At 65.2% G+C, this 23314-nt stretch carries 21 protein-coding genes, 1 tRNA gene and 3 pseudogenes; 19 read left to right on the top strand and 6 right to left on the bottom strand.

Annotation, left to right across the window (positions count from 1 at the left end; translation table 11 throughout):
• Positions 1-108: 108 nt before the first annotated feature.
• The 12 genes and pseudogenes from A7U43_RS30455 to A7U43_RS27625 all read left to right on the top strand — a co-directional run bounded on the left by A7U43_RS30455 (position 109) and on the right by A7U43_RS27625 (position 12044).
• Positions 109-726 (top strand): ABC transporter substrate-binding protein, encoded by a 618-nt coding sequence (locus A7U43_RS30455; RefSeq protein WP_231963491.1) that lies wholly within the window; start codon positions 109-111, stop codon positions 724-726.
• Positions 727-763: 37 nt separating this feature from the next.
• Positions 764-1765 (top strand): ABC transporter substrate-binding protein, encoded by a 1002-nt coding sequence (locus tag A7U43_RS30450; protein ID WP_231963490.1) that lies wholly within the window; start codon positions 764-766, stop codon positions 1763-1765.
• Between the two features lie 2 nt (positions 1766-1767).
• Positions 1768-2805: pseudogene (locus tag A7U43_RS27665) on the top strand (ABC transporter permease).
• A 152-nt stretch (positions 2806-2957) separates the two neighbouring features.
• A complete protein-coding gene (locus A7U43_RS30440) occupies positions 2958-3662 on the top strand; it encodes an ABC transporter permease (RefSeq protein ID WP_250637284.1) in 705 nt (234 codons plus the stop codon).
• 99 nt (positions 3663-3761) lie between these two features.
• Positions 3762-4789: pseudogene (locus A7U43_RS27655) on the top strand (ABC transporter ATP-binding protein).
• Positions 4786-5792: pseudogene (locus tag A7U43_RS27650) on the top strand (ABC transporter ATP-binding protein). The pseudogenes A7U43_RS27655 and A7U43_RS27650 overlap by 4 nt, the downstream one beginning before the upstream one ends.
• A gap of 196 nt (positions 5793-5988) precedes the next feature.
• The gene (locus A7U43_RS27645; protein WP_335582831.1) at positions 5989-6237 is read left to right on the top strand and encodes a helix-turn-helix domain-containing protein; all 249 of its coding nucleotides are present in this window, start codon (positions 5989-5991) and stop codon (positions 6235-6237) included.
• Entirely contained in the window at positions 6234-7481 is a 1248-nt protein-coding gene (locus tag A7U43_RS27640; RefSeq protein ID WP_067989701.1) for a type II toxin-antitoxin system HipA family toxin, read from the top strand. The genes A7U43_RS27645 and A7U43_RS27640 overlap by 4 nt, the downstream gene beginning before the upstream one ends.
• Positions 7482-7540: 59 nt before the next feature.
• Entirely contained in the window at positions 7541-8494 is a 954-nt protein-coding gene (locus tag A7U43_RS27635) for an LLM class F420-dependent oxidoreductase (RefSeq protein ID WP_067989700.1), read from the top strand.
• Between the two features lie 323 nt (positions 8495-8817).
• Positions 8818-10083, top strand: a complete 1266-nt coding sequence (locus A7U43_RS27630; RefSeq protein WP_067989697.1) for a hypothetical protein — start codon at positions 8818-8820, stop codon at positions 10081-10083.
• A gap of 342 nt (positions 10084-10425) precedes the next feature.
• Positions 10426-10635 carry a tyrosine-type recombinase/integrase gene (locus A7U43_RS29425; protein ID WP_335582830.1) on the top strand — a complete coding sequence of 70 codons (210 nt, stop codon included), beginning with the start codon at positions 10426-10428 and terminating at the stop codon, positions 10633-10635.
• 86 nt (positions 10636-10721) lie between these two features.
• Positions 10722-12044: an ISL3 family transposase gene (locus tag A7U43_RS27625; protein WP_052545499.1), complete on the top strand. Its 1323-nt coding sequence runs from the start codon at positions 10722-10724 to the stop codon at positions 12042-12044.
• Between the two features lie 7 nt (positions 12045-12051).
• On the opposite strand, the gene A7U43_RS27620 is transcribed toward A7U43_RS27625, so the two are convergent.
• From A7U43_RS27620 to A7U43_RS27610, 3 genes are all read right to left on the bottom strand, one after another.
• The gene (locus A7U43_RS27620) at positions 12052-12753 is read right to left on the bottom strand and encodes a plasmid pRiA4b ORF-3 family protein (protein ID WP_052543539.1); all 702 of its coding nucleotides are present in this window, start codon (positions 12751-12753) and stop codon (positions 12052-12054) included.
• Between the two features lie 102 nt (positions 12754-12855).
• A complete protein-coding gene (locus A7U43_RS27615; RefSeq protein ID WP_156525798.1) occupies positions 12856-13515 on the bottom strand; it encodes a hypothetical protein in 660 nt (219 codons plus the stop codon).
• Between the two features lie 144 nt (positions 13516-13659).
• Positions 13660-13733: transfer RNA gene (locus A7U43_RS27610), tRNA-Gly, on the bottom strand.
• Positions 13734-13795: 62 nt separating this feature from the next.
• On the opposite strand from A7U43_RS27610, the gene A7U43_RS27605 reads away from it, so the two are divergent.
• The 3 genes from A7U43_RS27605 to A7U43_RS27595 all read left to right on the top strand — a co-directional run bounded on the left by A7U43_RS27605 (position 13796) and on the right by A7U43_RS27595 (position 16613).
• On the top strand, positions 13796-14227 hold the full coding sequence (locus A7U43_RS27605) for a cupin domain-containing protein (protein WP_067989693.1): 432 nt from the start codon (positions 13796-13798) through the stop codon (positions 14225-14227).
• A 23-nt stretch (positions 14228-14250) separates the two neighbouring features.
• Complete coding sequence (gene dcd / locus A7U43_RS27600; protein ID WP_067989691.1) at positions 14251-14820, top strand: dCTP deaminase; 570 nt, start codon at positions 14251-14253, stop codon at positions 14818-14820.
• A 149-nt stretch (positions 14821-14969) separates the two neighbouring features.
• A complete protein-coding gene (locus A7U43_RS27595; protein ID WP_082901965.1) occupies positions 14970-16613 on the top strand; it encodes a DUF7159 family protein in 1644 nt (547 codons plus the stop codon).
• An 8-nt stretch (positions 16614-16621) separates the two neighbouring features.
• On the opposite strand, the gene A7U43_RS27590 is transcribed toward A7U43_RS27595, so the two are convergent.
• On the bottom strand, positions 16622-17239 hold the full coding sequence (locus A7U43_RS27590; protein WP_067989687.1) for a TetR/AcrR family transcriptional regulator: 618 nt from the start codon (positions 17237-17239) through the stop codon (positions 16622-16624).
• A gap of 64 nt (positions 17240-17303) precedes the next feature.
• Here A7U43_RS27590 and A7U43_RS27585 point away from each other — a divergent pair, with 64 nt between their 5' ends.
• Genes A7U43_RS27585 through rfbA form a run of 4 tightly spaced genes read left to right on the top strand, consistent with a single transcriptional unit; the run spans position 17304 to position 20648 of the window.
• Positions 17304-18632 (top strand): cytochrome P450, encoded by a 1329-nt coding sequence (locus tag A7U43_RS27585; protein WP_082901964.1) that lies wholly within the window; start codon positions 17304-17306, stop codon positions 18630-18632.
• 2 nt (positions 18633-18634) lie between these two features.
• On the top strand, positions 18635-19372 hold the full coding sequence (locus A7U43_RS27580) for a maleylpyruvate isomerase family mycothiol-dependent enzyme (protein WP_067989685.1): 738 nt from the start codon (positions 18635-18637) through the stop codon (positions 19370-19372).
• A 46-nt stretch (positions 19373-19418) separates the two neighbouring features.
• Entirely contained in the window at positions 19419-19784 is a 366-nt protein-coding gene (locus tag A7U43_RS27575) for a nuclear transport factor 2 family protein (protein ID WP_067989684.1), read from the top strand.
• Positions 19785-20648, top strand: a complete 864-nt coding sequence (rfbA, locus tag A7U43_RS27570) for a glucose-1-phosphate thymidylyltransferase RfbA (RefSeq protein ID WP_067989682.1) — start codon at positions 19785-19787, stop codon at positions 20646-20648. It begins immediately after the preceding gene.
• On the opposite strand, the gene A7U43_RS27565 is transcribed toward rfbA, so the two are convergent.
• Both A7U43_RS27565 and A7U43_RS27560 read right to left on the bottom strand, forming a co-directional pair.
• Complete coding sequence (locus A7U43_RS27565) at positions 20602-21852, bottom strand: YibE/F family protein (protein ID WP_067989680.1); 1251 nt, start codon at positions 21850-21852, stop codon at positions 20602-20604. The genes rfbA and A7U43_RS27565 overlap by 47 nt on opposite strands.
• Before the next feature lie 28 nt (positions 21853-21880).
• The gene (locus A7U43_RS27560; RefSeq protein WP_068001602.1) at positions 21881-23221 is read right to left on the bottom strand and encodes a pyridoxal phosphate-dependent aminotransferase; all 1341 of its coding nucleotides are present in this window, start codon (positions 23219-23221) and stop codon (positions 21881-21883) included.
• Between the last annotated feature and the right edge of the window lie 93 nt (positions 23222-23314).

Genomic DNA, 23314 nt, shown 5'->3' with positions numbered 1-23314 from the left:
CATTCGGGATGCCATCTCTTAGATTTCCCGTCCAAGATGGCTACCCGGATCGCTTTTGAGGCGTAAACGTGGACGGGACTCGCCCGTGCCGCGAACTGAGGGAGCCAGATGAGCAAGCTGCGCACAGCCCTGCGCAAGGTAACTGTCCTGTCCTGTATCTCCGCCGTCGCCGTCTTCGGGGTCGCCGCGTGCGGCAGCGACGACGGCTCCGGCGCCTCCGGTGGCGGGGGTGAGATCAACATCTCGATGACATCCTTCCCGGATTACATCGACCCGCAGCTGTCCTACACCCTCGAAGGGTGGGAGGTGCTCTACAACGTCTACACGCCGCTACTGACCTATAAACACGCCAGGGGAGAAGAGGGCACCGCGGTGGTGCCGGGTCTCGCCGAAGCGATGCCTGAGATCTCGGACGACGGCAAGACCTACAAGTTGAAGCTGCGGTCGGGCATGAAGTTCTCCGACGGCACACCGATCAAGGCCTCGGACTTCACCTACGCCATTCAGCGGCTGTTCAAGGCGGACTCGGTGGTTCGGTGTTCTACTCGGGCATCGTCGGTGCGCCCGCATACGCCGACGGCACCGCCGACACCATCTCCGGGATCGTCACCGACGATGCCACCGGCGATATCACCATCACGCTGGACGCCCCGAACGGAACCTTCGAGAACGTGCTGGGATTGCCGTTCGCGGCGCCCGTGCCGGCGAGCACCCGCTCGCCGATGACGCGACGAACAATCCGCCCCCATCGAGCGGACCGTTCATGATCACGAGCGTGGAAGCCCCGCAGAGCATGACGATGGAGCGCAACCCGAACTTCCAGAGCGTGCTCGATGCCGGGGCCACCGAGGTCGCCGATGCCAATGTCGACAAGATCGTGGTGACCCAGAACAAGAGCAACTCCGCTCAGGTCACCGGTGTCGAGCAGAACACCATCGACTTCATGGTCGACCCGCCGGACGCGGACCGCCTGCAGGAGGTCAAAACCCGCTTCGGCGATCGGTTCCGGATGGAGGAGTCGATCAATACCTACTACTTCTGGATGAACAACCAGACCGCGCCGTTCAACGATGTGCGGGTGCGTCAGGCCGTCAACTACGCCATCGACCCCGAAGCGCTCAACCGGGTGTTCGGCGGGCGGCTGCACCCGACGCAGCAGATCCTGCCGCCGGGCATGCCGGGCTACGAAGAATACAAGCTTTACCCGGGGCCGGATATGAACAAGGCCAAAGCGCTGCTGGCCGAGGCGAACCCGGCGGACCGCGATATCACGGTGTGGACCAACGACGAGCCCGACCGCAAGCGGATCGGTGAGTACTACCACGACGTGCTCAACCAGCTGGGCTTCAACGCGACGCTGAAGGTGATCGCCGGTGACGTGTACTTCACCACGATCGGCAACCAGTCGACCCCGGACCTGGATACCGGGTTCGGCAACTGGTTCCAGGACTTCCCGCATCCGGACGACTTCTTCCGGCCGCTGCTCAACAGCGACGCGATCCTGCCCACCAACGGCAACAACTTCTCCCGCGCGTCCTACCCGGAGCTGGACGCCAAGATGGACGAGCTGCTGACCAAGCAGCTCACCGAGGGTGATACCGAGGCTCAATACGCCGCGTTGGACAAGGCCTATATGGAGCGGGCCGCGTGGGCGCCGTACGGCAACGAACAGTTCACCACCTTCGTCTCCGACCGGATCGACTTCGACAAGGCCTACCATCATCTCCTGTTCAACCAGGACTGGTCGGCGCTGGCGCTGAAGTAGGTATGGCTACGCCCACTGACGCCGTTGAAGCGCCCGGGGACCCCGTCCCACCGGCGGGGGTCCCCGCGGCGCGGATCCGAGGCCGAAGCCCCTGGTATCTGGCGTGGCTTCGGCTGCGGCGCAACAGAATCAGCCTCGCTTTCGGGGCGCTGTTCCTGCTGATCGTGCTGTTCTGCCTGGCGGCGCCGCTGTGGGCCGACCAGGTGGCGCACACCGGTCCCAACGAGAACCACATCACCGACACGGTGCTGATCGACGGGCAGCAAACCGACGTCGTGTCACCGGATGGCACTCCGATCGGGCCGGGCCTGCACGGCCGTTATCTGCTGGGCGCCGACCAGAACGGCCGAGATGTGATGGTGCGCCTGATGTATGGCGGTAGGACGTCCATCTACATCGGTGTTGCGGCGGCGGCCATCACCACGGTGCTGGCCGTCCTGGTCGGGCTGCTGTGCGGCTACTACCGCGGCTGGGTCGACGCGACGCTGTCGAGGATCATGGATGTGGTCTGGGCGTTCCCGGTGCTGCTGCTCGGTATCGCGCTGGGCACCGCACTCGCACTGGGCGGCTTGAAGATCGGTGCGCTGCAGATCGCCGGCGATTCGCTGTGGATACCGATCATGATCATCGGTCTGGTGTACGTGCCCTACATGGCGCGGCCGATTCGCGGTGAGATCCTCGCACTGCGGGAGAAGGAGTTCATGGAAGCGGCAGTGGCCCAGGGAAAGGGGCCGGTGCGCATCATGGTGAGCGAACTGCTGCCGAACGTGGTGTCCACCATCATCGTGTTCTTCACCCTTGAACATCGCCAACAATATGCTGCTGGAGTCCGCGCTGTCGTTCCTGGGCGCCGGCGTGCGGGCGCCGAATGCCTCCTGGGGCACCATGATCGCCGACGGCTATCAGACCATCTACACCGCGCCGCACCTGACGATCGTGCCCGGTTTGATGATCGTGTTGACCGTGTTGTCGCTCAACGTGTTCGGTGACGGCTGCGGGACGCGCTGGATCCGCGGGCCAAGATCCGGTTGGAGCACTGACGTGTTGCGATTCGTGATTCGACGCCTCAGCGGGATGGTCGCGGTGCTGTTCGCGATCTCGGTGCTGGTGTTCCTGATCTTCAACGTGATTCCCAACTCCGACCCCGCGCCAGGATCGCGGGCAAGAACGCCGACCGGAGCTGATCGCCAGGGTGAGTGCGGATCTGGGACTCGACCAGCCGCTGTATGTGCAGTACCTGACGATGATGAAGCAGATCTTCACCGGCCAGCTGACCTCGTATGCCAGCTCGCAGAACGTCGTCGAACAGATCTGGAAGGGTCTGCCCGCCACGTTGTCGCTGTGCATCGGCGCCGCGGTGCTCTGGATGGTGCTGGCCATCTGGTTCGGCTATCTCAGCGCCGTGCATTGCCGGCAAGTTCACCGACCGGGCGTTGACCATCCTGTCGCTGGTCGGCATATCGTACCCGTGTTCTGGCTGGCGGCAATACTGTTGTACTACTTGAGCTTCAAGGCCGAACTCTTTCCCACCAGTGGTTACGTGCCACTGTCCAGGGACCCGCTGGACTGGGCGTATCACCTGATCCTGCCGTGGTTGACGCTGGCGGTGCTGTATGTCGGCTTCTACAGCCGGGTGTTGCGCTCCAACATGCTCGACGTGATGAACGATGACCATGTGCGCACTGCCCGCGCGAAGGGGATCAGCGAGCGACAGGTCCGCATCAAACACGTGCTGCGCAACTCCATGATCCCGGTCGTGACGCTGTTCGGCCTCGATTTCGGCGCGGTCGTCGGCGGTGGGGCGATCCTCACCGAGACCGTGTTCAACCTCAACGGTGTCGGCCTGTATGCGGGACAGGCGATCGGAACGCTGGATCTGCCGCCGCTGATCGGGTGACCATGTTCGGCGCATTCTTCATCGTGCTGTTCAACACCCTGTCGACGTGGCGTACGCATTCCTGGACCCGCGCATCCGGATCGGAGAGGCAGCACCGGTATGAGTCCCTTACTCGAAGTCGAGGATCTGCGAGTCCGTTTCACCACCCAGGACGGCGTGGTGAGCGCCGTCGACGGCGTCTCGTTCGGCCTGGCCGCCGGTGAGGTGCTCGCGATCGTCGGCGAGTCCGGGTCGGGCAAGAGCGTCACCGCCCAGACCGTGCTCGGCCTGACCCGCGCACCGAACGCGACCATCGAGGTGCCGTACGGTTCGGCGGCAAGGATCTCACCGCGCTCGACGACCGCGAACTGCAGTCCATCCGTGGCGAGCACATCGCGATGGTGTTCCAGGATCCGATGACATCGCTGAATCCGGTCTACCGGGTGGGGGACCAGATCACCGAGATGATCCGGGCCCACCGCGACGTCTCCCGCGCCGAAGCGCGTGAACCGTGCCATCGAATTGCTGCGCACCGTCGGCATTCCCAATCCCGAGCGTCGGGTGCGCGATTACCCGCACGAGTTCTCCGGCGGTATGCGGCAGCGGGTGATGATCGCGATGGCGCTGTCGCTGGAACCCGAGGTGCTGATCGCCGACGAACCCACCACGGCGCTCGATGTGACCATCCAGGCGCAGATCCTGCGGCTGCTGGCCGATTTGAACGCCGAGCGTGGACTGGCGGTGGTGCTGATCACCCATGACCTCGGCGTGGTCGCCGAGGTGGCCGACCGGGTGCTGGTCATGTACGCCGGGCAGGTGGTCGAGGACGCCAGCGTCGACGACATCTTCTACGACCCCCAACATCCCTACACCTGGGGGCTGTTCGGATCGCTGACCCCGCTCGACGCGCCGCAGCACTCGCGGCTGCCGCAGATCGGGGAGCGCCGCCGTCGCTGCTGTCCTTGCCGCCCGGGTGCCGTTTTGCGCCGCGCTGCCCGCATGCGTTCGAGAAGTGCTCGCAGGCACCATCATTGGAGACTCGGGCGGCGACCGGCCATCTGGACAGGTGTTGGCTGGAGCCGGCGCAGAAGTCGACGCTGCGTGAGGTGGACGGCCGGATCGGGCTGCGCAAGGTGGTGAGCCTGTGAGCACCGGCGAGCCCCTGCTCGAGGTCACCGACCTGGTCAAGCACTTCCCGATCAAGGCGGGCGCGATCATCGAGCGCGAGGTCGGGCGGGTACGCGCGGTGGACGGTGTCAGCCTGACCTTGCGCGAGGGCGAGACACTGGGGCTGGTCGGCGAGTCCGGGTGCGGGAAATCGACGCTGTGCCGGCTGATCTTGCAGTTGATGGCACCGACCTCGGGGTCGGTGCGCTTCCAGGGCGAAGAGTTGGTGGGCCGGTCCCGCCGGGACCTGCGGCCGATCCGCCGCCACATCCAGATGGTGTTCCAGGATCCGTATGCGTCGCTCAACCCGCGCAAGCGGATCGGGCAGATCATCGGCGACCCGATCGAGTTGCACGGGTTGGCCAGCGGCGCCGAGGTGAAGCGTCAGGTGCAGGATCTGCTGGACCGGGTGGGTCTGCAGGCCGAGCACTACAACCGCTTCCCGCACGAGTTCTCCGGCGGGCAACGCCAGCGCATCGGGATCGCCCGCGCGCTGGCGTTGCGGCCCAAGCTGATCATCGCCGACGAGCCGGTATCGGCGCTGGACGTCTCGGTGCAGGCGCAGATCATCAACCTGCTCGAGGATCTGCAGGACGAGTTCGGGCTGTCGTATCTGTTCGTCGCGCACGATCTCGGTGTGGTGCGCCATGTCTCGGACCGGGTGGCGGTGATGTACCTGGGCAAGATCGTCGAGACCGCCTCGGCCACCGAGCTGTACGACAAGCCGTTCCATCCATACTCGACCGCGCTGCTATCGGCGGTCCCCATCCCCGACCCGCGGCGCAACGCGGCCCGGGAGCGGCTGATCCTGGAGGGTGATGTGCCAGTCCGATCGATCCGCCGTCGGGGTGCCGGTTCCACACCCGGTGCCGGTGGGCCACCGAGGTCTGTTCGGCCGAGGAGCCGGACATGATCGAACGGGAGCGGGCGCATCTGGCGGCGTGTCATCACCCGCGGAATCTGGAGGCGGTGGCCGCCGGCTGAGCGATGTCAGGCTCGGCGAGGACGACCGACTTCGTGGTCCTTAAGCGTGGAATACCTAACATAGCGGGACGCGGAGAGCGGATTCAGGGCCCTCCGCGCTCAATGCTTCCAATTGCATGCATAAGCCTTGACACGGTACCGGGATGTGCCGCACGATGGTCTTACGCATGAAATCGGAGGCATAAGGAGCGCGGTCATGGGTCCCAGGCGTAGGAAATCGCAACGCGATGGTGCTATGCCTGAAATCGCACGCATAGGTGTGGCGTTCGCTGAGAGGCGGATCGCGCTGCGGCTCACGCAACAAACTTTGGCTGACTTGGCTGGGGTGTCCCGCTCCAGTGTTCAGTCACTTGAGCGGGGGAGCGGATCGATCAGCTTCGGGTCTGTCATCGAGATTGCTGACGCTTTGGGGCTCCACGTCGACGTGAGCGCGATGGCGGAATGACTGATCCGCACCGTCTCGACCTGCGCGAGGTCGACACGGCCGACGTCTACATCGGCGACGACCTTGCTGCCCATTTGGTGCGACAAGGTGGTGACGGCGTCAGTTTCGCCTACCTCAACGCAGGGGCCAATCTCGAAGGTCGGGTCCGTGACCGGTCGGTTTCGTGGTCACTGTTGCGTTCGGGCGACTATCCAGTGGTCACGACGGGCGGGTCGGTGCCGGCGTTCTTCGCCGGGCTCCTCCCCGAGGGTGTCCGGCTGGGCGTGGTGACGTCGTCGACCAAAACCTCTGCCGATGACCACCTCACCTTGCTGCTTGCCATCGGAGCCGACACGATCGGCAACGTCCGGGTGTTCCCCGCCGGGGCGGATCCGATCCGGCCACTACCGCTGTTCGACCCCGAACGTGACACCGACTTCCGCGCCGTTTTTGCCAAGATGACCGGCTCCGTCGAGGCAGACCCGGTGGGTTTGGCGGGGGTTCAACCCAAGGTTAGCGCCGGCATGTTGTCAACGCCTACACAGACCAGGTCGGGGCCGGCGATCCTGAAGCTCAGTCCCGCGCAGTATCCGCTGCTCGTGGAGAACGAGCATTTCTTCATGACGATGGCCGCGGCGTGCGGTCTCAGGGTTGCCAAGACGTCGGTGCTGCACGATGCCGAGGGACGAAGTGCCTTGCTGGTAACGCGTTTCGACCGTGAAGGCTCCGTCAGGCTTGCGCAGGAGGATGCGTGCCAGGTCGCTGATGTCTATCCCGCCTCGAAATACCGCATCAAGACCGAAACCGCCATCACCGGACTCGCCGAGGCATGTGCGCGAGGCGGAGGTTCCAGGGTTGCCGCGGTTGTCGAGTTGCTCAAAACCGTTGTGTTTTCGTGGCTTATCGGCAACGGCGATCTACATGGCAAGAACCTGTCGATCTACAATCCGAACGGAATATGGCAACCGACTCCTGCCTACGACCTGCTGTGCACCCAGCCTTATGTGGGCTGGAAAGACCCGATGGCGCTCAATCTGTACGGCCGCGCCAATAAGCTGAGCCGGACAAATTTCATCGAGGCGGGGGAACGTCTCGGGCTGCGGCAACGCGCGGTCGTCAGGATGATCGACGCCGTTGTCGACGCTGCGGAGCCTTGGCCGGAGCGGTGCGAGCAGATCGGGTTCGGTGACAGGGAAACCGGGCTTCTTGCGCAGCTGCTCCGCACACGGATCGACGGCCTGAAAATGCACCAGTCGACCGCCTGAACCAGTTGTCACGAGTGCCACGCCTGGTTCATCGCCGAAGCAGCGGGTAACCGAGGGCCATGACGAGCATCGGATACTTCCTGTCGGCCGAGCAGTACAACCCCAAAGAGTTGGTCGATCAGGCGCGTCGCGCCGAGGCCGCCGGCTTCGACCGGCTGTGGATCTCCGACCATTTCCACCCGTGGAACGACGAGCAGGGTGAGAGCGCGTTCGTCTGGGGTGTCATCGGCGCGCTGTCTGAGGTGACGTCGCTGCCGGTGTCCACCGCCGTGACCTGCCCGACCATCCGGATGCATCCGGCGATCCTCGCGCAGGCATCCGCCACCGCGGCCGTTCAGCTCGACGGGCGCTTCGTCTTCGGTGTCGGCAGCGGGGAGGCGCTCAACGAGCACATTCTCTGTGACCCGTGGCCGTCGCCAGGGGTGCGACTGGAGATGCTCGAAGAGGCGGTGGAGGTCATCCGCGCGCTCCACACCGGGAAGGTGATCAGCCACCACGGCCTGCATTACGAGGTGCAGGAGGCCCGGATCTATACCCTGCCCGAGCAGCCCGTGCCGATCTACGTGTCCGGGTTCGGTCCCCAGTCCGCAGAACTCGCCGGCCGCATCGGCGACGGCTACTGCTTGACGATGGCCGACGCCGACCTGGTGAAGACCTTCCGCGCCGCGGGCGGCGGCGACAAGCCGGTGCAGGGCGGTATGAAGGTGAGTTGGGATCGTGACACCGACGCCGGCATCGACGCCGCGCACCGGCTGTGGGCCAACGACATGTTGCCCGGCCAGCTCGCGCAGACCCTGCCGCGGCCACAGGATTTCGAGGACGCGATGTCGCTGGTGCCACGGGAATCGGTGACCGAGAGCATCACCTGCGGGCCGGACGTGGACAAGCATGTCGCACAGGTGCGTTCGTATCTGGACGCCGATATCGACGAGGTCTACGTCCAGCAGATCGGACCGGACAAGGAGGGCTTCTTCGCCGCCTGGGAGAAGGACGTGCTTCCCCAGCTCAGGTGAGGGAGCGCGTGCTGACCGAGGGACACGGCCGGCGCGTCGGGGAGCTGGTGTGGTCGACAGCGAAAACCTGGAGCCGATGACGGGAATCGAACCGCGTATTCAGCCTGGGAATTTGCTCTAACTCGATCAGGCCAGGTCGCCAGGGTCGCAACACTTCTCAGCTGGTGAGGATAGCTTTGAGTCACCAGCTGCGAACTGTTGAGATCTGTCGCGATCCCGCGTAAACCCGCCGTTCGCGGTCAATCTACGGTCAATGGCAGCAAACGTTTTGTGAGCGTATAAACAAGCAAGGACAACGTTGCCATCGACTGCAAGGGGGCTAGGTGGGTTTCTGGCTGCTCGATCTCTTGGACGAGAGTGAGATTCGTAAACCTGCGCAACTAGAGAAGGCGCTCAGAAACGGCGACTTCGCGACAAAGGTCTTCGATGTTGCGACTGCTGATGAGACGTACTCATTGGTGCCTCTGGAATCCGCCGGGAACACGGTTCTAGCGGCGCACGGCCTCGATCTCTCGGGAAGTCTTGGCTGCATGGCCTTTGATTGTCTACGTCGGGATCTTGATCGGCTGCTTTCGCGGACATGGTTCTACTTCGATCAGGTTGCGGTGCGAGGCCCGAGCAAACAGGTAGTCAGCCACCTTGTAGATGGGGCGTCTATCGATGAAGCGAAGCATAATGTCGAGTCACTAATGCGCGGTTTGTTGTACATCCGGGAGGTCGGGGCGGAAGAATTCCTCGTATTTACGGAAAAAGCGCCGGCGTGCAGAGTCCATTATAGGCAGCATCTATCGGAAGCTGGCCTCGACCATATTCTGAGCAATTCCGAATCAATCGTCGCAGAATTGATGCAAAACGGCACCGTGGCGGATTTTGAACCACACGGTGACCACCTGCACTGCACCTTCACCCATCCGATGCTTGAGCATACGGAATGGCCTTGCCTCGACGTGCATGCCGATGTGAGCGACCCTGAGGTCATCAAACGAGCCGCCGCCGAGGGAGTCTTTGTGCGGTTCGCGAGCCATCTGACATCTGATGTAGTGACGGCTCAGATGCTGGGGACGCCGCTTGGCCTAGGCACCGGCGTGCATGACCGGTTGGTTGCCGACCACTTGTCCGACGAAAACGTTGCACTTGCGTTGGACCTGCCCATCCTCACGGACGTACCTCCGAAGGATGCGATGAAAATTCGCGCTGCCGAGGGCGGCAGCTTTGATCGATTCCGGGATGCATTGAGGGCTGGGATGAATGACGCCGTCGCGGCCAGCGGTGATTCGCCTTCCAGTGGGGTCGCGGCCGACATTATCAACGATGTCATCGGACCCTCTCTGCGAGAGGTAGATGATGCGATGGTTAAGTCTCAGAATTTACTCAACAAGAAAGTGGCGACTTCTGTCGGACTGGGCACCGTCTTGACGATCGCCGGATTGGCATTCAACGCCCCACTCTTGTTGCCTGCTGGAATTGCAATTTTCGGTGGGACTACCCTGCAGGCGGTTCATAAATATTTTGAGGAATCACGCGATATTCAACTCAAAGACATGTATTTTCTATGGTCGCGTGAGGTCCAGGCGCGGTATCGTAAATGACACCGCTGCCCGGCGATGGCTGCGATCAGTGTGGTCGGGATCTTGCTACCGGCGCTCACGCCCACGTAGTAGCGCGCAGAATCCTTGCGCGGCTTGAGTTCGACCCCGGCGCGAAACCCGGCGTATTGCCGCCCGGACCGACGCGACCAACGCGCACGGTCTGACGAACCGACCCGCGAACGACGCACATCGGCAGCGACCGTTTGACCCGCGTTGACCGGCTGGCCTTAGAGACAAACTGACCCTTGCGGTTGCGCTTGTAGGTGTGTCGTTTCGAAGGCTGCCGAACGTCTGGTGCTGGATTGGTCATAACCGATCCGACACCAAACGTTCTGCAAGGCGGTGTTCCGTCCTGCGGTCGCGCGCGCCAACCGCCTTGGCGGATCAAACCCCGTTCTGCCGCCCGCGCTGAAGTTCCATGCCCTGCGTCATACCTACGCGAGCCTGTGCGTCGTGGCCGGGATTCCTCCATTGCAGCTTTCGCGCTTTATGGGTCACGCGAAAGTCACCACGACGCTGTCGATTTACGGCTCTTCACAGATGAGGGTGTAGAGGTGGTTGGCGCGTCGTTGCCGGGATAGAGGTCGAGGTCTCTCGAAAATGAGGGTTCCTACACTCCTCATCCGAAAGACCTCGACGTGCCTGACGCTACCGGTCGGGCGGGCTTCGCCTGCGCTGACCTGACGACTTTCTGCCGCCTCGACGAACTTGGGCTGCAGGTGACCGGACAACGCCTTGAGCCCGGCCGTGCTGTGCTGGCGTGCCGGGTGACCGACGAGGACCGGTGGTGTCGTCGCTGCGGCGAAGAAGGCATCCCACGCGACAGCCTCACCCGTACTCTGGCCCATGAGCCGTTCGGGTGGCGCCCCACCACACTGCTGGTGACCATCCGTCGCTACCGGTGCGCCGGCTGCGCCCACGTGTGGCGACAAGACACCACCAGGATGGCCGAACCACGTGCCAAGCTGTCGCGGCGTGCTCTGCGGTGGGCGCTGGAAGCCATTGTCTGCCAGCATCTATCCGTGGCTCGCATCGCCGAAGCGCTCGCGGTGTCGTGGAACACCGCCAACAACGCGGTGCTGGCAGAAGGCCGACGGGTGCTGATCGCCGATCCGGCCCGTTTCGACGGCGTGGCGGTGATCGGCGTCGATGAGCACGTCTGGCGGCACACCCGTCGCGGTGACAGGTACGTCACCGTCATCATCGATCTCACCCCTGTGCGTGACGGGACCGGTCCGGCTCGGCTGCTCGACATGGTCGAGGGTCGCTCAAAAAAGGCGTTTCAGGACTGGTTGGCCGAGCGGCCGCAGGACTGGCGTGACGGCGTGGACGTTGTTGCTATGGATGGCTTCTCCGGGTTCAAGACCGCTACCGCCGAGGAACTGCCCGAGGCGGCGACGGTGATGGACCCTTTCCACGTGGTGCGCCTGGCTGGCAACGCCCTCGATGAGTGCCGCCGCCGGGTGCAGCTGGCGACATGTGGGCACCGCGGCCGCAAGTCCGACCCGCTCTACACCTGCCGACGCACCCTGCACACCGGTGCCGATCTGCTCACCGACCGCCAGCGCACCCGGCTGGCCGCCTTGTTCGCCGCCGACGCCCACGCAGAAGTCGAGGCCACCTGGCAGATGTATCAGCGCACCGTGGCCGCGTATCGTGAACCCGACCGCACGAAAGGCCGCACGATGATGGCGGCGCTGATCACCACGCTGAGCACCGGCGTTCCCAAGCCGCTGACCGAACTGATCACCCTGGGACGGACCCTGAAGAAGCGTGCCGCCGACGTGCTGGCCTACTTCGACCGCCCCGGCACCTCCAACGGGCCCACCGAAGCGATCAACGGCCGCCTCGAACACCTGCGCGGATCCGCGCTGGGCTTCCGCAACCTCACCAACTACATCGCCCGGTCACTGCTCGAGACCGGAGGCTTCCGAACTCAGCTCCTTGCACCTCGGCAGTGAAGAGTCCTCAACGCATATTCGACGCGGCCAGAGCGTCATTGGTCTCGGTCACCGAGAAACGATCGGGGTGCCAGCCTCGGGGCAGCCAGTCGCGCATCTCCTGCGCACCCAGCCCCATCGGTGTTGCCCGCGGGTCGTACCCGCCACGAACCCACGCAGCCAATTCCTCATAGCCGCCCAAGCCACCACAATCCTCCGGCGGGCAGGCCATCTTGCCCGCCAGGCACACCGGAGCCGAAGGTGGATCATCGAGAACGTCTTCGACCACCAGCACGTGCTCCCATCCGTCGCCGAAGTCGTAGTCATAGAACAACCGGTCGCCCTTACCGGAGACCACCTGATCCAGGCGCACACCGTCCTCGACGAGACCGTCGTCGCCTTCGCTGAGATCAAATCTGGTGACGAAGTAGGCACGGGTACGCCGGTCCGCCCCGACACCGAACTTATGCAGATGACCGTCCTGCCAGCCCATCGCAACCTGCAGCACGTCATGCAGCTCATCGAGCACGAGGTCACCCGGCAGGACCAGACGACGCCAGATCGGCGGCTTGGCGTACATCAGGTCGACCCGCACCCGGAAACCCCGCACACGCTCCGGCACAGCTCCCACCTCGGGTGTCGGTTCATCGAACACTCCCGCGAACAAATCCCGGCCAGCATCGGCCATCAGCTGTTGCAGCATCGACAGGTCCACACCACCCCCGGACACCGCGCTCTTCCTCTTACTCTTCCGCTTCTCCTCCGGCACACACCCAGCCAACCAGACACCCCAATCACAGGCCGACAGCAGCTGACCGTTCTACACCCTCAATCATGAAGAGCCGTAAATCGATACGGGCATCTGAGTATTGCCCTTTTTGGGACGGTAATAGCGGGCGTTTATCAACCTGCCATGAGCGGGAATTAACCACCAGTACCCGTGAATGGCGTCATTGCGTTTGTCTCGTAGTTGCTTCTCATCAGAATCATTCAGGATAGCCGAGAGCTTTGTGCGGACGTCGTCGGATCCATCGCATAATTTGCGAAGCTCTTTTTCTAAGCCGTCCCAGTCGCTCGGTAGCGTGGGATCCAGAAGGTCACGGTTGCCGCCACGAAGCGTGATTAGGACCTTCTTCATGGCCATTTCGACGTGGCCGCCGAAGACTGCGATTTTGCCAATGGCGTCAAATAATTGCTGTTGATGGGCTATGTCTTCTAGCGTCCATTCGTTACGGAAGGGTCGTATTTCAGACATTCCGATTCTCGTGCGGCTTTCGCCCGGTGGAATCAGAATAAAATATTCTTCGTGCGGAAGATTCTCGCCAGCCAGCTCGAATTTCGCAAATATGGATTTTGTGGGGTGAACTGGAATCGTTGAGCTAATTATTCCCTGATCGTCGGGAACCATCTTGATCGGCTTGCCAACGACCCCTTCTAGGTCTTTGGCGTCCGCGATGTCGATCTCGTGACCTTCGATGATGCGCTTGCCCATGCCGAGGATCGTCGCACGTCGCATCGGCAGGGGCAGCAAACAACAACGCATCGATCGCGTCGCAGGGCCACGGTCAAACGGCGGTCAAAAAATTGCCGAGAAGCCGCCAGGAGAGGTGCAAAGCCCCACCTAACAGGGGTTTCGTGGAGCCGATGACGGGAATCGAACCCGCGTATTCAGCTTGGGAAGCTGATGTTCTGCCATTGAACTACATCGGCATGTTCGATCAGGAAGGCTAGCATCCGCTGGTCACCGATAGGACGCGACCCATGGGGGAGTCATGAAACGTCTCGCATTCCTGGCACTCGTCGGCGCGCTCATCAGCGCCCCGGCCGCGCACGCCACACCCGCCGAGGGCGACGTCGAACGTACCGAGCTGGCCACCGGCACCTCCGCGGAGCCGGTACTGATCGAGACCACCGGCCCGACCACCCTCTACGTCCAGGAGCTGCTGCTGCACCCGCCGTCGAGCAGCGGTTGGCACACCCACCCGGGCGTCGAGCACACGGTCATCACCGGCGGCACCGTGACGCTGCAGACCGCCGATCAGTGCGCGCCGACGCCGTATCTGGCCGGGCAGGCCATCGTCATTCCGGCGGGTACACCGCACGTCGTGCGCAACGACAGCCCGCATGACGCCAACGCCGTGGTCACCTACACGTTGCCCGCCGATGCCCCGGTGCGTGCCGACGCGCCACCGGCATGTCCATGACCTGAGCCGGTTACGCTCGTCGCGTGCTGCTCTCCGATCGCGATATCCGCGCCGAGATCGCCGCGGGCCGGCTGGCGCTGGACCCGCACGATGACTCCCTCATCCAACCGTCGAGCATCGACGTGCGTCTGGACAGCCTGTTTCGGGTGTTCAACAACACCCGCTACACCCACATCGACCCGGCGCTGCGCCAGGACGACCTAACCACCCTGGTCGAGCCCAAGGAGGGAGAGCCGTTCGTGCTGCACCCTGGCGAGTTCGTGCTCGGCTCGACGCTGGAACGCTGCGCACTGCCCGACGATCTGGCCGGCCGGCTGGAGGGCAAGTCCTCGCTGGGGCGGCTCGGGCTGCTGACGCACTCGACGGCCGGGTTCATCGACCCGGGATTCTCCGGGCACATCACCCTGGAGCTGTCCAACGTGGCGAACCTGCCCATCACGCTGTGGCCGGGTATGAAGATCGGGCAGCTGTGTCTGCTCCGATTGACCAGTCCCGCCGAGCATCCGTACGGCAGCAGCAAGGCTGGTTCCAAGTACCAGGGGCAACGCGGACCGACCCCGTCGAAGTCGTATCTGAACTTCGTCAAACCGTGAACCCGCGTAGGGTCTGTTACGTGCTTTAGCTAACGCCGCCGGCTGTAACGGCGGTGCCGCTCACGGCGATGAACTATCTAGTCGCCGGTTTGTGTCGAGGGTCCGACACCGATGAAACGAGCTACGTAGCAAACACTTTGGAGGGGCAAGTGGACATCGTACTGGGTGTGTCGATGACCCCTACCGCAGTACGTATGGTGCTGGTAGAGGGTGAGAAGGGCGATGGCGCCACCGTTGACCATGATGTCTTCGAGGTGGCGGGATCGGATGATTCAGCAACGCTGAGCGTGGCCGATCAGGTCGTCCAGGCGGTACTCGGAACTCAGGAGAGTGCGCAGGCCGGCGGTCACCACCTCAAAGCCATCGGTGTCACCTGGACCGACCACACCGACGCGTCCGCACTACGTGAGGCGCTCGCCGCGCACGGCATCAACGACGTGATGCTGGTATCCGAACTGCACGCCGCCGGCGCGCTGGCCCAGGCGGCCGGGCGCGCTGTCGGCTACAACTCCACCGCCCTGCTATTCCTCAACCGGGATACCGCCACCCTCTCGGTGGTGCGTGCCGAAGACGGCTCGGTGGTCAAGGTGCTCAGCCGCAGCCTGCACAGCACCGACGCGATGGCCGTCCTCGGCGAGATGGCCGCCGCGGTCGCCGGCCAGGACACCGCCCCGGAGGGCATGTTCGTCGTCGGCTCCGGCGTCGATGTGGCGTCGGTCAAGGAACACCTGGCCGCGCTCGTCGACATCCCGGTCAGCGCCCCGGAGGAATCCGGACTCGCGCTGGCGCGGGGAGCGGCACTGGCCTCGGCCAGCGCCCCGGCGTTCGAAGCGTCCACCGTCGGGCTGGCCTACTCGCTGGACCCCGACGGCCCCACGGCGGGTTCGGTGCTCGCCGCGGCCGCCGATACCCAGTTGGCGGCCTCATCGGTCCCGAACTACGCCGAGGTCCCCGACGATCTCACCGGCCTGGACGTCGAACCGCCCGCCGAGCAGGGGCCGAAGCCGTTTTTGCTGGTGGGAAGCATGGCCTCGATCTTCGTGATCGGTGTCGTCGCCCTGGCGATCTCGCTGGCCGTCAGTATCCGGCCGACCGCCGACGAGCGGCCCGCGCCGGCGCGCGCCGCCGTCGCACCGAGCGCGCAGGCCCCCGCCCCCGCCCCGGTGCCCGAAGCGCTGCCCGTGCAGCCGGCCCCACCGCCGCCTCCCGCGGCGGCCGAGACCATCAAAGCGCCCATCCCAGTGGTGCAGCAGGCGCCACAACAGGCGCCACGCCAGGTGTATGTCGAGCGCGCTCCCGCACCGCAGGCTCCCGCCCCCGCCCCGGCCCCGGTGGCTCCGCCGCCGGCCCCGGCTCCGGTCGCACCGCCCGTCGTGCCCCCGGTGTGGACCCCGCCGGTGGTGCTGCCGCCCCCGGTGATCGTGCTGCCGCGCCCGCAGTGGCCGGTCTGGCGCCCGCCGTGGGAGCAGAAGCCACGCCAGACCCAGCAGCCCGACTATCCCGACTACCCGGACTATGACGACGACTACCCGGGTTACCCGCCGCAACAACCCCAACAGCCGCAGCCGCAGCAACCCAAACCGCAGCAGCCGCAGCAACCGCAGTGGCCGTGGCCGACCGGTGGTAGCGGTGGAAACGGTTCGGGCTCAGGCAATTCCGAGGGTTCTCGTGGTGACTCCGGCTCGCGTGGTGACTACGGCCGCGGTGACTACGACCGCGGCGAGTCCGGGGGTGGCCAAGGGGGCCAGGGTGGCGGCCAGGGCGGCAACTGCTTCCTGATCTTCTGCAACTGAGGCAACGCCTAACGCGATGCCTGCTTGAGCATTCCGTCGAAGCCCTGCCACAACAGCATCGACACCAGTTCCACCACCCGTTCACGGGGCACCGAGCGGTTCTCGTACCACCACGTCGCTACCCCGTGGCAGGCCGACTGGGTGGCGCGCGCCAGGATCCACGCCGAATCGTCGAGGGTGATACCCCGCACCGACTTGGTGTCCCCGGCGCCGAACCGGATCAGATCGGCGATCGCCGCGGTGCCGCGGTCGGCGATCTCCTGGACCACCGCGGCGGTCTGCGGGTCGGCGGGGGGATCGCGGTGCAGGAACCGCCACATGAACGGGTCGGCCTCGACGAACTCGAAGTAATTCGAGATGCTGGCGCGCACCAGTTCCTCGGCGGTGGCGCCCTCGACCCGGCGCAGGGAACGTTCCCGCAACTGCTCGGCGTGCAGCTCCAGAACGGCGATGTGCAACTCGCGTTTGGATCCGAAGTGGTCATAGAGCACCGAGGGCACCACGCCCGCGAGCTTGGCGATGTCCTGCATCTTGGCCTCGGCGAACCCGTGCTCGGCGAAGGCTTCGACGGCCGCGTCGAGAATGCGTGCGCGCCGCTGCGCCGCCGGGATCCTGGTCCTTGCCACACCGAATTGTAATTCGGTAAGCTGCGAGCACGGTACCGAACGGTCATTCGGTTAGGAGCGTGTCATGACGCAGGGCCCGATCAAGCAGCGCATCCACTGGCTGGCCATGCACGGCGTCATCCGTGGCGTCTCCAAACGCTTCGCCCGCCGCGGGGATCCGCAGGGGCGGTTGATCGCCGACCTCTCGGTGCGGGCCAACCCCGTGCCGTTCACCGAGGAACTGCGGGCCCGAGGCCCGATCGTCAAGGCGCGCGTCGTGTACATGAGCGTCGACCACAAGATCTGCAGCGATGTGCTGCGCTCCGAGGACTTCCGCGTCCTCGCGCTGGGATCGAACCTGCCCGCCCCGCTGCAATGGGTGATCGACCGCACCAAACCAGATGTGCTGCACCCGTTGCAGCCGCCCTCGATGCTGTCGGTGGAGGCGCCGGAGCACACCCGCTACCGCAAGCTGGTGTCCTCGGTGTTCACCACCCGCGCCGTCGCCGCGCTGCGGGACAGAGTGCAGGACACCGCCAACCGGCTCCTCGATGACCTCATCGGCGAACACGGCACCGTCGATATCGTCGAACGCTACTGCGGCCAACTGCCGGTCACCGTCATCGGAGACATCCTGGGCGTGCCCGCGCAGGATCGGGGGCGCGTCCTGCAATTCGGCGAGCACGGAGCCGCGAGCCTGGACATCGGCCTGACCTGGGCGCAGTACAAGGTGGTCAGCGAGGCCGTCCAGGGCTTCAACGACTGGCTCTCGGCACACCTGGAGGAACTGCGCCGCAACCCCGGTGACGACCTGATGAGCCAGATCATCCGCGCCTCGGAGGCCTCCGAGGAGGGGCCGCTGACCCACCGGGAGCTGGTGGCCACCGCCGGGCTGGTGCTGGCCGCCGGCTTCGAGACCACCGTCAACCTGTTGGGCAGCGGTATTCGGCTGCTGCTGGAGCACCCGGAGCACCTGCAGACCCTCGCCGACCGTCCCGAGCTGTGGCCGACCGCCGTCGAGGAGATTCTGCGGCTGGAATCCCCGGTACAGCTCAGCGCCCGCATCGCGGTCAAGGACCTCGAGCTGGGTGGCCGGCACATACCCGCCGGCTCCGGGGTGCTCGTCTACATCGCCGGGGCCAACCGGGACCCGAACGTGTTCGTCGACCCGCACCGCTTCGACATCGAACGCGAGAACGCCGGCAGGCACCTGTCGTTCTCCAGTGGGCGGCACTTCTGCCTGGGGGCGGCGCTGGCCAGGGCCGAGGGTGAGGTCGGGCTGCGGACGTTCTTCGAGCGCTTCCCCGAAGCCCGGTTGGCCGGGGACGGCACCCGCCGCGAAACCCGGGTGCTGCGCGGATGGTCCAGCCTGCCAATCGCCCTCGGTGACTCCCGCACCGCGCTACGGTCGTAGGTGTGGATTTCCGAGCCGCCCTGCTCGAGCAGACCAGAAGCTTCGGCGAGCTGATTCGCGACGCCGATCCCTCGACCCCGGTCCCGACCTGCCCCGAGTGGACGCTCAAACAGCTGTTCCGCCATGTCGGGCGCGGAAACCGTTGGTGCACACAGATCATCGCCGAACGCCGTACCGAGCCGCTGGACCCGCGCGAGGTCCGCGAGGGTAAACCGCCCGAGGATCTCGACGCCGCGATCGACTGGCTCAATGACGGCGCGCAGGCCCTCATCGACACCGTGGAACGCATCGGCCCGCACACCAAGGTGTGGACCTTCGTGGGCCCGCACATTCCGGGCTGGTGGATCCGGCGCCGCGTGCACGAGCAGATCGTGCACCGGGCGGACGCCGCCATGGCCTTGGGCAGGGAATTCACCCTGCCCGCCGACCTGGCCGCCGATGGTGTCAGCGAGTGGATCGACCTCGCCACCGCCCGGTACACACCCATCGCACGCGGGCAGACGCTGCACCTGCACGCCACCGACGAGGGGCTGGGTCCGACCGGCGAGTGGACCATCGTGCACGACGAGGACGGGCTGTCCTGGTCGCACGCCCACGGCAAGGGAGACGCGGCCGTGCGCGGCCGGGCGGTCGATCTGCTGCTGGCCATCACCCGCCGCCGCACCGCCGCGCAAGCCGGTCTGGAAATCCTCGGCGACGCCGCGGTGTGGGACGGCTGGCTGGCCGGCACGCCCTTTTGATCCCGGGTCGCTTCGCGCCTGCCCGCCGGACCCTAGAGTTGTACCCATGAGCACCTCGGAGATCGCCACCGTCCTCGCCTGGCACGACGCACTGAACGCCGCCGATTACGACACCCTGCTCGCCCTGTGCAGTGAAGACATCGAGGTCGGCGATTCCGAGGGCGCGCTGCAGGGACACCAGGCCCTGCTCGACTGGGTGCAGAACTCCGGCGGTGGCGTGGTGGAGGTCGGCAGGCTCTATGTGCACGACGGCGTCGTCGTCGCCGAACAGACCGCCACCGGTGCCGACGGACGACCCGATGCCTCGGCGTTCCGGGTGGTGCACGACCACGTCACCTCCGTGTTCCGGCACGAGACCCTGGAGGCTGCGCTGGCCGCGACCGGCCTGTCCGAACGGGACCTCGACACCTAGATGCGCGGCATCATCCTGGCCGGCGGGTCGGGCACCCGGCTCCACCCGATCACCCTGGGGATCAGCAAGCAACTCCTGCCGGTGTATGACAAGCCGCTGATCTACTACCCGCTGAGCACACTGATGATGGCGGGCATCCGCGATATCCAGATCATCACGACCGGCCACGATGCGCCCGCATTCCACCGGCTGCTGGGCGACGGTTCGGCTCTGGGCATCAACCTCACCTACGCCGTGCAGGACCAACCCGACGGCCTGGCGCAGGCTTTCGTCATCGGGGCCGAGCACATCGGCAACGATACGGTGGCATTGGTGTTGGGCGACAACATCTTCTACGGGCCGGGCCTGGGTACCGGTCTGCGGCGTTTCCAGAATGTCAGCGGCGGAGCCATTTTCGCGTACTGGGTGGCCAACCCGTCCGCCTACGGTGTGGTCGAGTTCGATGCCGACGGCACGGCGTTGTCGCTGCAGGAGAAACCCGCCGAGCCGAAATCGCATTACGTGGTGCCCGGTCTGTATTTCTACGACAACGATGTGGTGGAGATCGCCCGGTCGTTGGAGAAGTCGGCGCGCGGTGAGTACGAGATCACCGAAATCAATCAGATCTACCTGCAGCAGGGCAGGTTGTCGGTGGAGACGCTGGCGCGCGGCACCGCGTGGCTGGACACCGGGACCTTCGATTCCCTCTTGGACGCAAGCGATTTCGTGCGGACCATCGAACAGCGCCAAGGCTTGAAGATCAGCGCTCCCGAAGAGGTGGCGTGGCGGCTGGGCTTCATCGACGACGATCAGCTCGCCGCTCGGGCGCGAGGTCTGCTCAAGTCGGGTTACGGGGGGTATCTGCTGGAGTTGTTGCGACGGTAGGTGTGGAGAGCACCGCGGCGATCGCCGTGGTCAGCGGCACCGACAGCGCCAGCGCGATACCGCCGACCGCGGACCGGGCGATCTCGATGGCCACGCTCTCGCTGACCAGCACGTCGCCCAGCGAGCGGTTGGCCACGCTGAACAGCAGCAGCAACGGCAGCGCACTGCCGGCGTAGGCGAGCACCAGGGTGTAGACGGTGCTGGCGATATGGTCACGGCCCACCCGCATGGCGCCGAAGAAGACCGCCCGGCGCGAGTCGCTGTGCTCGGCGAGTTCGAAGGCCGTCGACGCCTGCGTCACGGTCACGTCATTGAGCACGCCGAGCGAACCGATGATGAACCCGGCCAGCAGCAGTCCGGTGATCGAGACCCCGCCGAGGTAGGTGGCGACGGCGTTGTTCTCCTCCTCGGACAACCCCGTCAGCTGGGTCAGTTCGATTGCACCCCAGGACAACACGGTGGCGAGCACCAGCGAGGTCAGGGTACCGAGCAGCGCCGCGCTGGTGCGCAGACTCACCCCGTGCGCCAGATAGAGCACGGCGTAGAGGATCAGCGAGGATGCCACCAGCGCGACGGGTATCGCGCCGGCGCCGTCGCGCAGCGCGGGCAGCATGAACACCACCAGCACCCCGAACGCGACGACGATACCGATCAGTGCCCGCAGCCCCCGCCAGCCTGCGATCGCGACGACCACCACCGCGAAGGCGGCGGCCAGCGCCGCCAACGGCCAGGCCCGCTCATAGTCGTAGAACGAGTACGCGGTGGTCCCGGTGGGATCCACGGCGCGGGTGATCCGGATATCGTCGCCGACCGCCAGCTGCGGCTGCCCGGGGCCGCCGCTGAATTCCAGCAGGGTGTAGGCGCCGGCATTGGGGCCGGAATCGATGGCGATGAACGATTGGGTGCAGTGCGCGTCCGCGCCGGTCGTCGGCGCCGGCGGCGCGGTGATCACCACGCCCACCGACGGGCCCCCGCACTGGGCCATGGTGACGGCCTGCACGTGCCCGGCCTCGGTGCTGACACTGCCACCGGCCGAGCTCTGGAAGGGCAGCGGGATGTCGACCTTCTGCTGGCTGGGCCACAGCCAGGCCGCGCCGGCCAGTGTCAGCACACCGAGGGCGATCAGCAAGCCGACCACGATGCGGGCCGCCAGCGGCCCCAGCGGCGCCGGACCGCTCAGCGAATGCGAATGTGAATGCGCCACCGCAACAGCGTAGGCGGCGGGCCTGGGGCTACTGCCGGTAGCTGACCAGGAAGTTGCCGAGCCGATCGATCGCATTGGCCAGATCCCGCGACCACGGCAGCGTCACGATGCGCAGATGGTCCGGTGTGGGCCAGTTGAATCCGGTGCCCTGGGTGACCAGGATCTTCTCCTGCAGCAGCAGATCCAGCACCAGCTGCTCGTCATCGTGGATGTCGTACACCTCCGGGTCGAGCCGCGGGAAGGCGTAGAGCGCACCCTCGGGCTTGACGCAGGAGACCCCGGGGATCTCGTTGAGCTTCGTCCAGGCGGTATCGCGCTGTTCGAGCAGCCGGCCGCCCGGCAGCACCAGGTCGTCGATGCTCTGGTGTCCGCCGAGCGCGACCTGAATCGCGTGCTGGGCAGGCACATTCGGGCACAGTCGCATGTTGGCGAGCAGGTTGATGCCCTCGATGAAACTGCTGGCGTGCTCCTTGGGGCCGGTGATCACCAGCCAGCCCGAGCGGTATCCGGCCACCCGGTAGGCCTTGGACAGGCCGTTGAACGTCAGGCACAGCATGTCCGGTGCCAGCGTCGCGAGGCTGATGTGCTTGGCATCGTCGTAGAGGATCTTGTCGTAGATCTCGTCGGCGAGCAGCAACAGCTGGTGCTTGCGGGCCAGCGCGACCATCTGTTCCAGCGTTTCGCGGCTGTACACCGCGCCGGTCGGGTTGTTCGGGTTGATCACCACCAGCGCCTTGGTGCGGTCGGTGATCTTGGACTCCAGGTCCGCGATATCGGGGTTCCAGCCCTGGGTCTCGTCGCACAGGTAGTGCACCGGGGTGCCGCCGGCCAGTGCGGTCGAGGCCGTCCACAACGGGTAGTCCGGGGCCGGGATGAGGACTTGGTCGCCGTTGTCGAGCAGCGCCTGCAGGGTCATGGTGATGAGCTCGGAGACCCCGTTGCCCAGGAAGACGTCGTCGACATCGAACTTGGGGAAGCCCTCGACGAGCTCGTAGCGGGTGAACACCGCGCGCCGCGCCGGGATGATGCCCTTGGAATCGGAGTAGCCCTGGGCGTGCGGGAGGGCGCCGATGATGTCGCGCATGATCACATCGGGGGCCTCGAATCCGAACGGCGCCGGGTTGCCGATGTTGAGTTTGAGGATGCGGTGGCCCTCGGCCTCCAGCCGGGAGGCGTGTTCGTGTACCGGGCCGCGGATCTCGTAGAGAACGTCCTGCAGCTTCGTCGACTGGGCGAACGTGCGCAGGCGAGGCTGCTGGCTGGAATGCCACGTCTTGTCCGGCAGCTGATGGGTACTCACGGCATCAAGTCTCCCACGGTCGGGCAAACCGATTTTCTGAGTGACGTAACAATTCGACACCCTGGCCATAAATTGACGGCGATATCCGGTGCGTATGCGCCGTTTTACGGTGGCGTGGTGCTATTTTCCCGATCATTATGACGTCGATAACACGTTCGCTGG

Source organism: Mycobacterium adipatum (assembly GCF_001644575.1).
Lineage (GTDB): Bacteria > Actinomycetota > Actinomycetes > Mycobacteriales > Mycobacteriaceae > Mycobacterium > Mycobacterium adipatum.
This window is presented reverse-complemented; position numbering and strand designations above follow the sequence as displayed.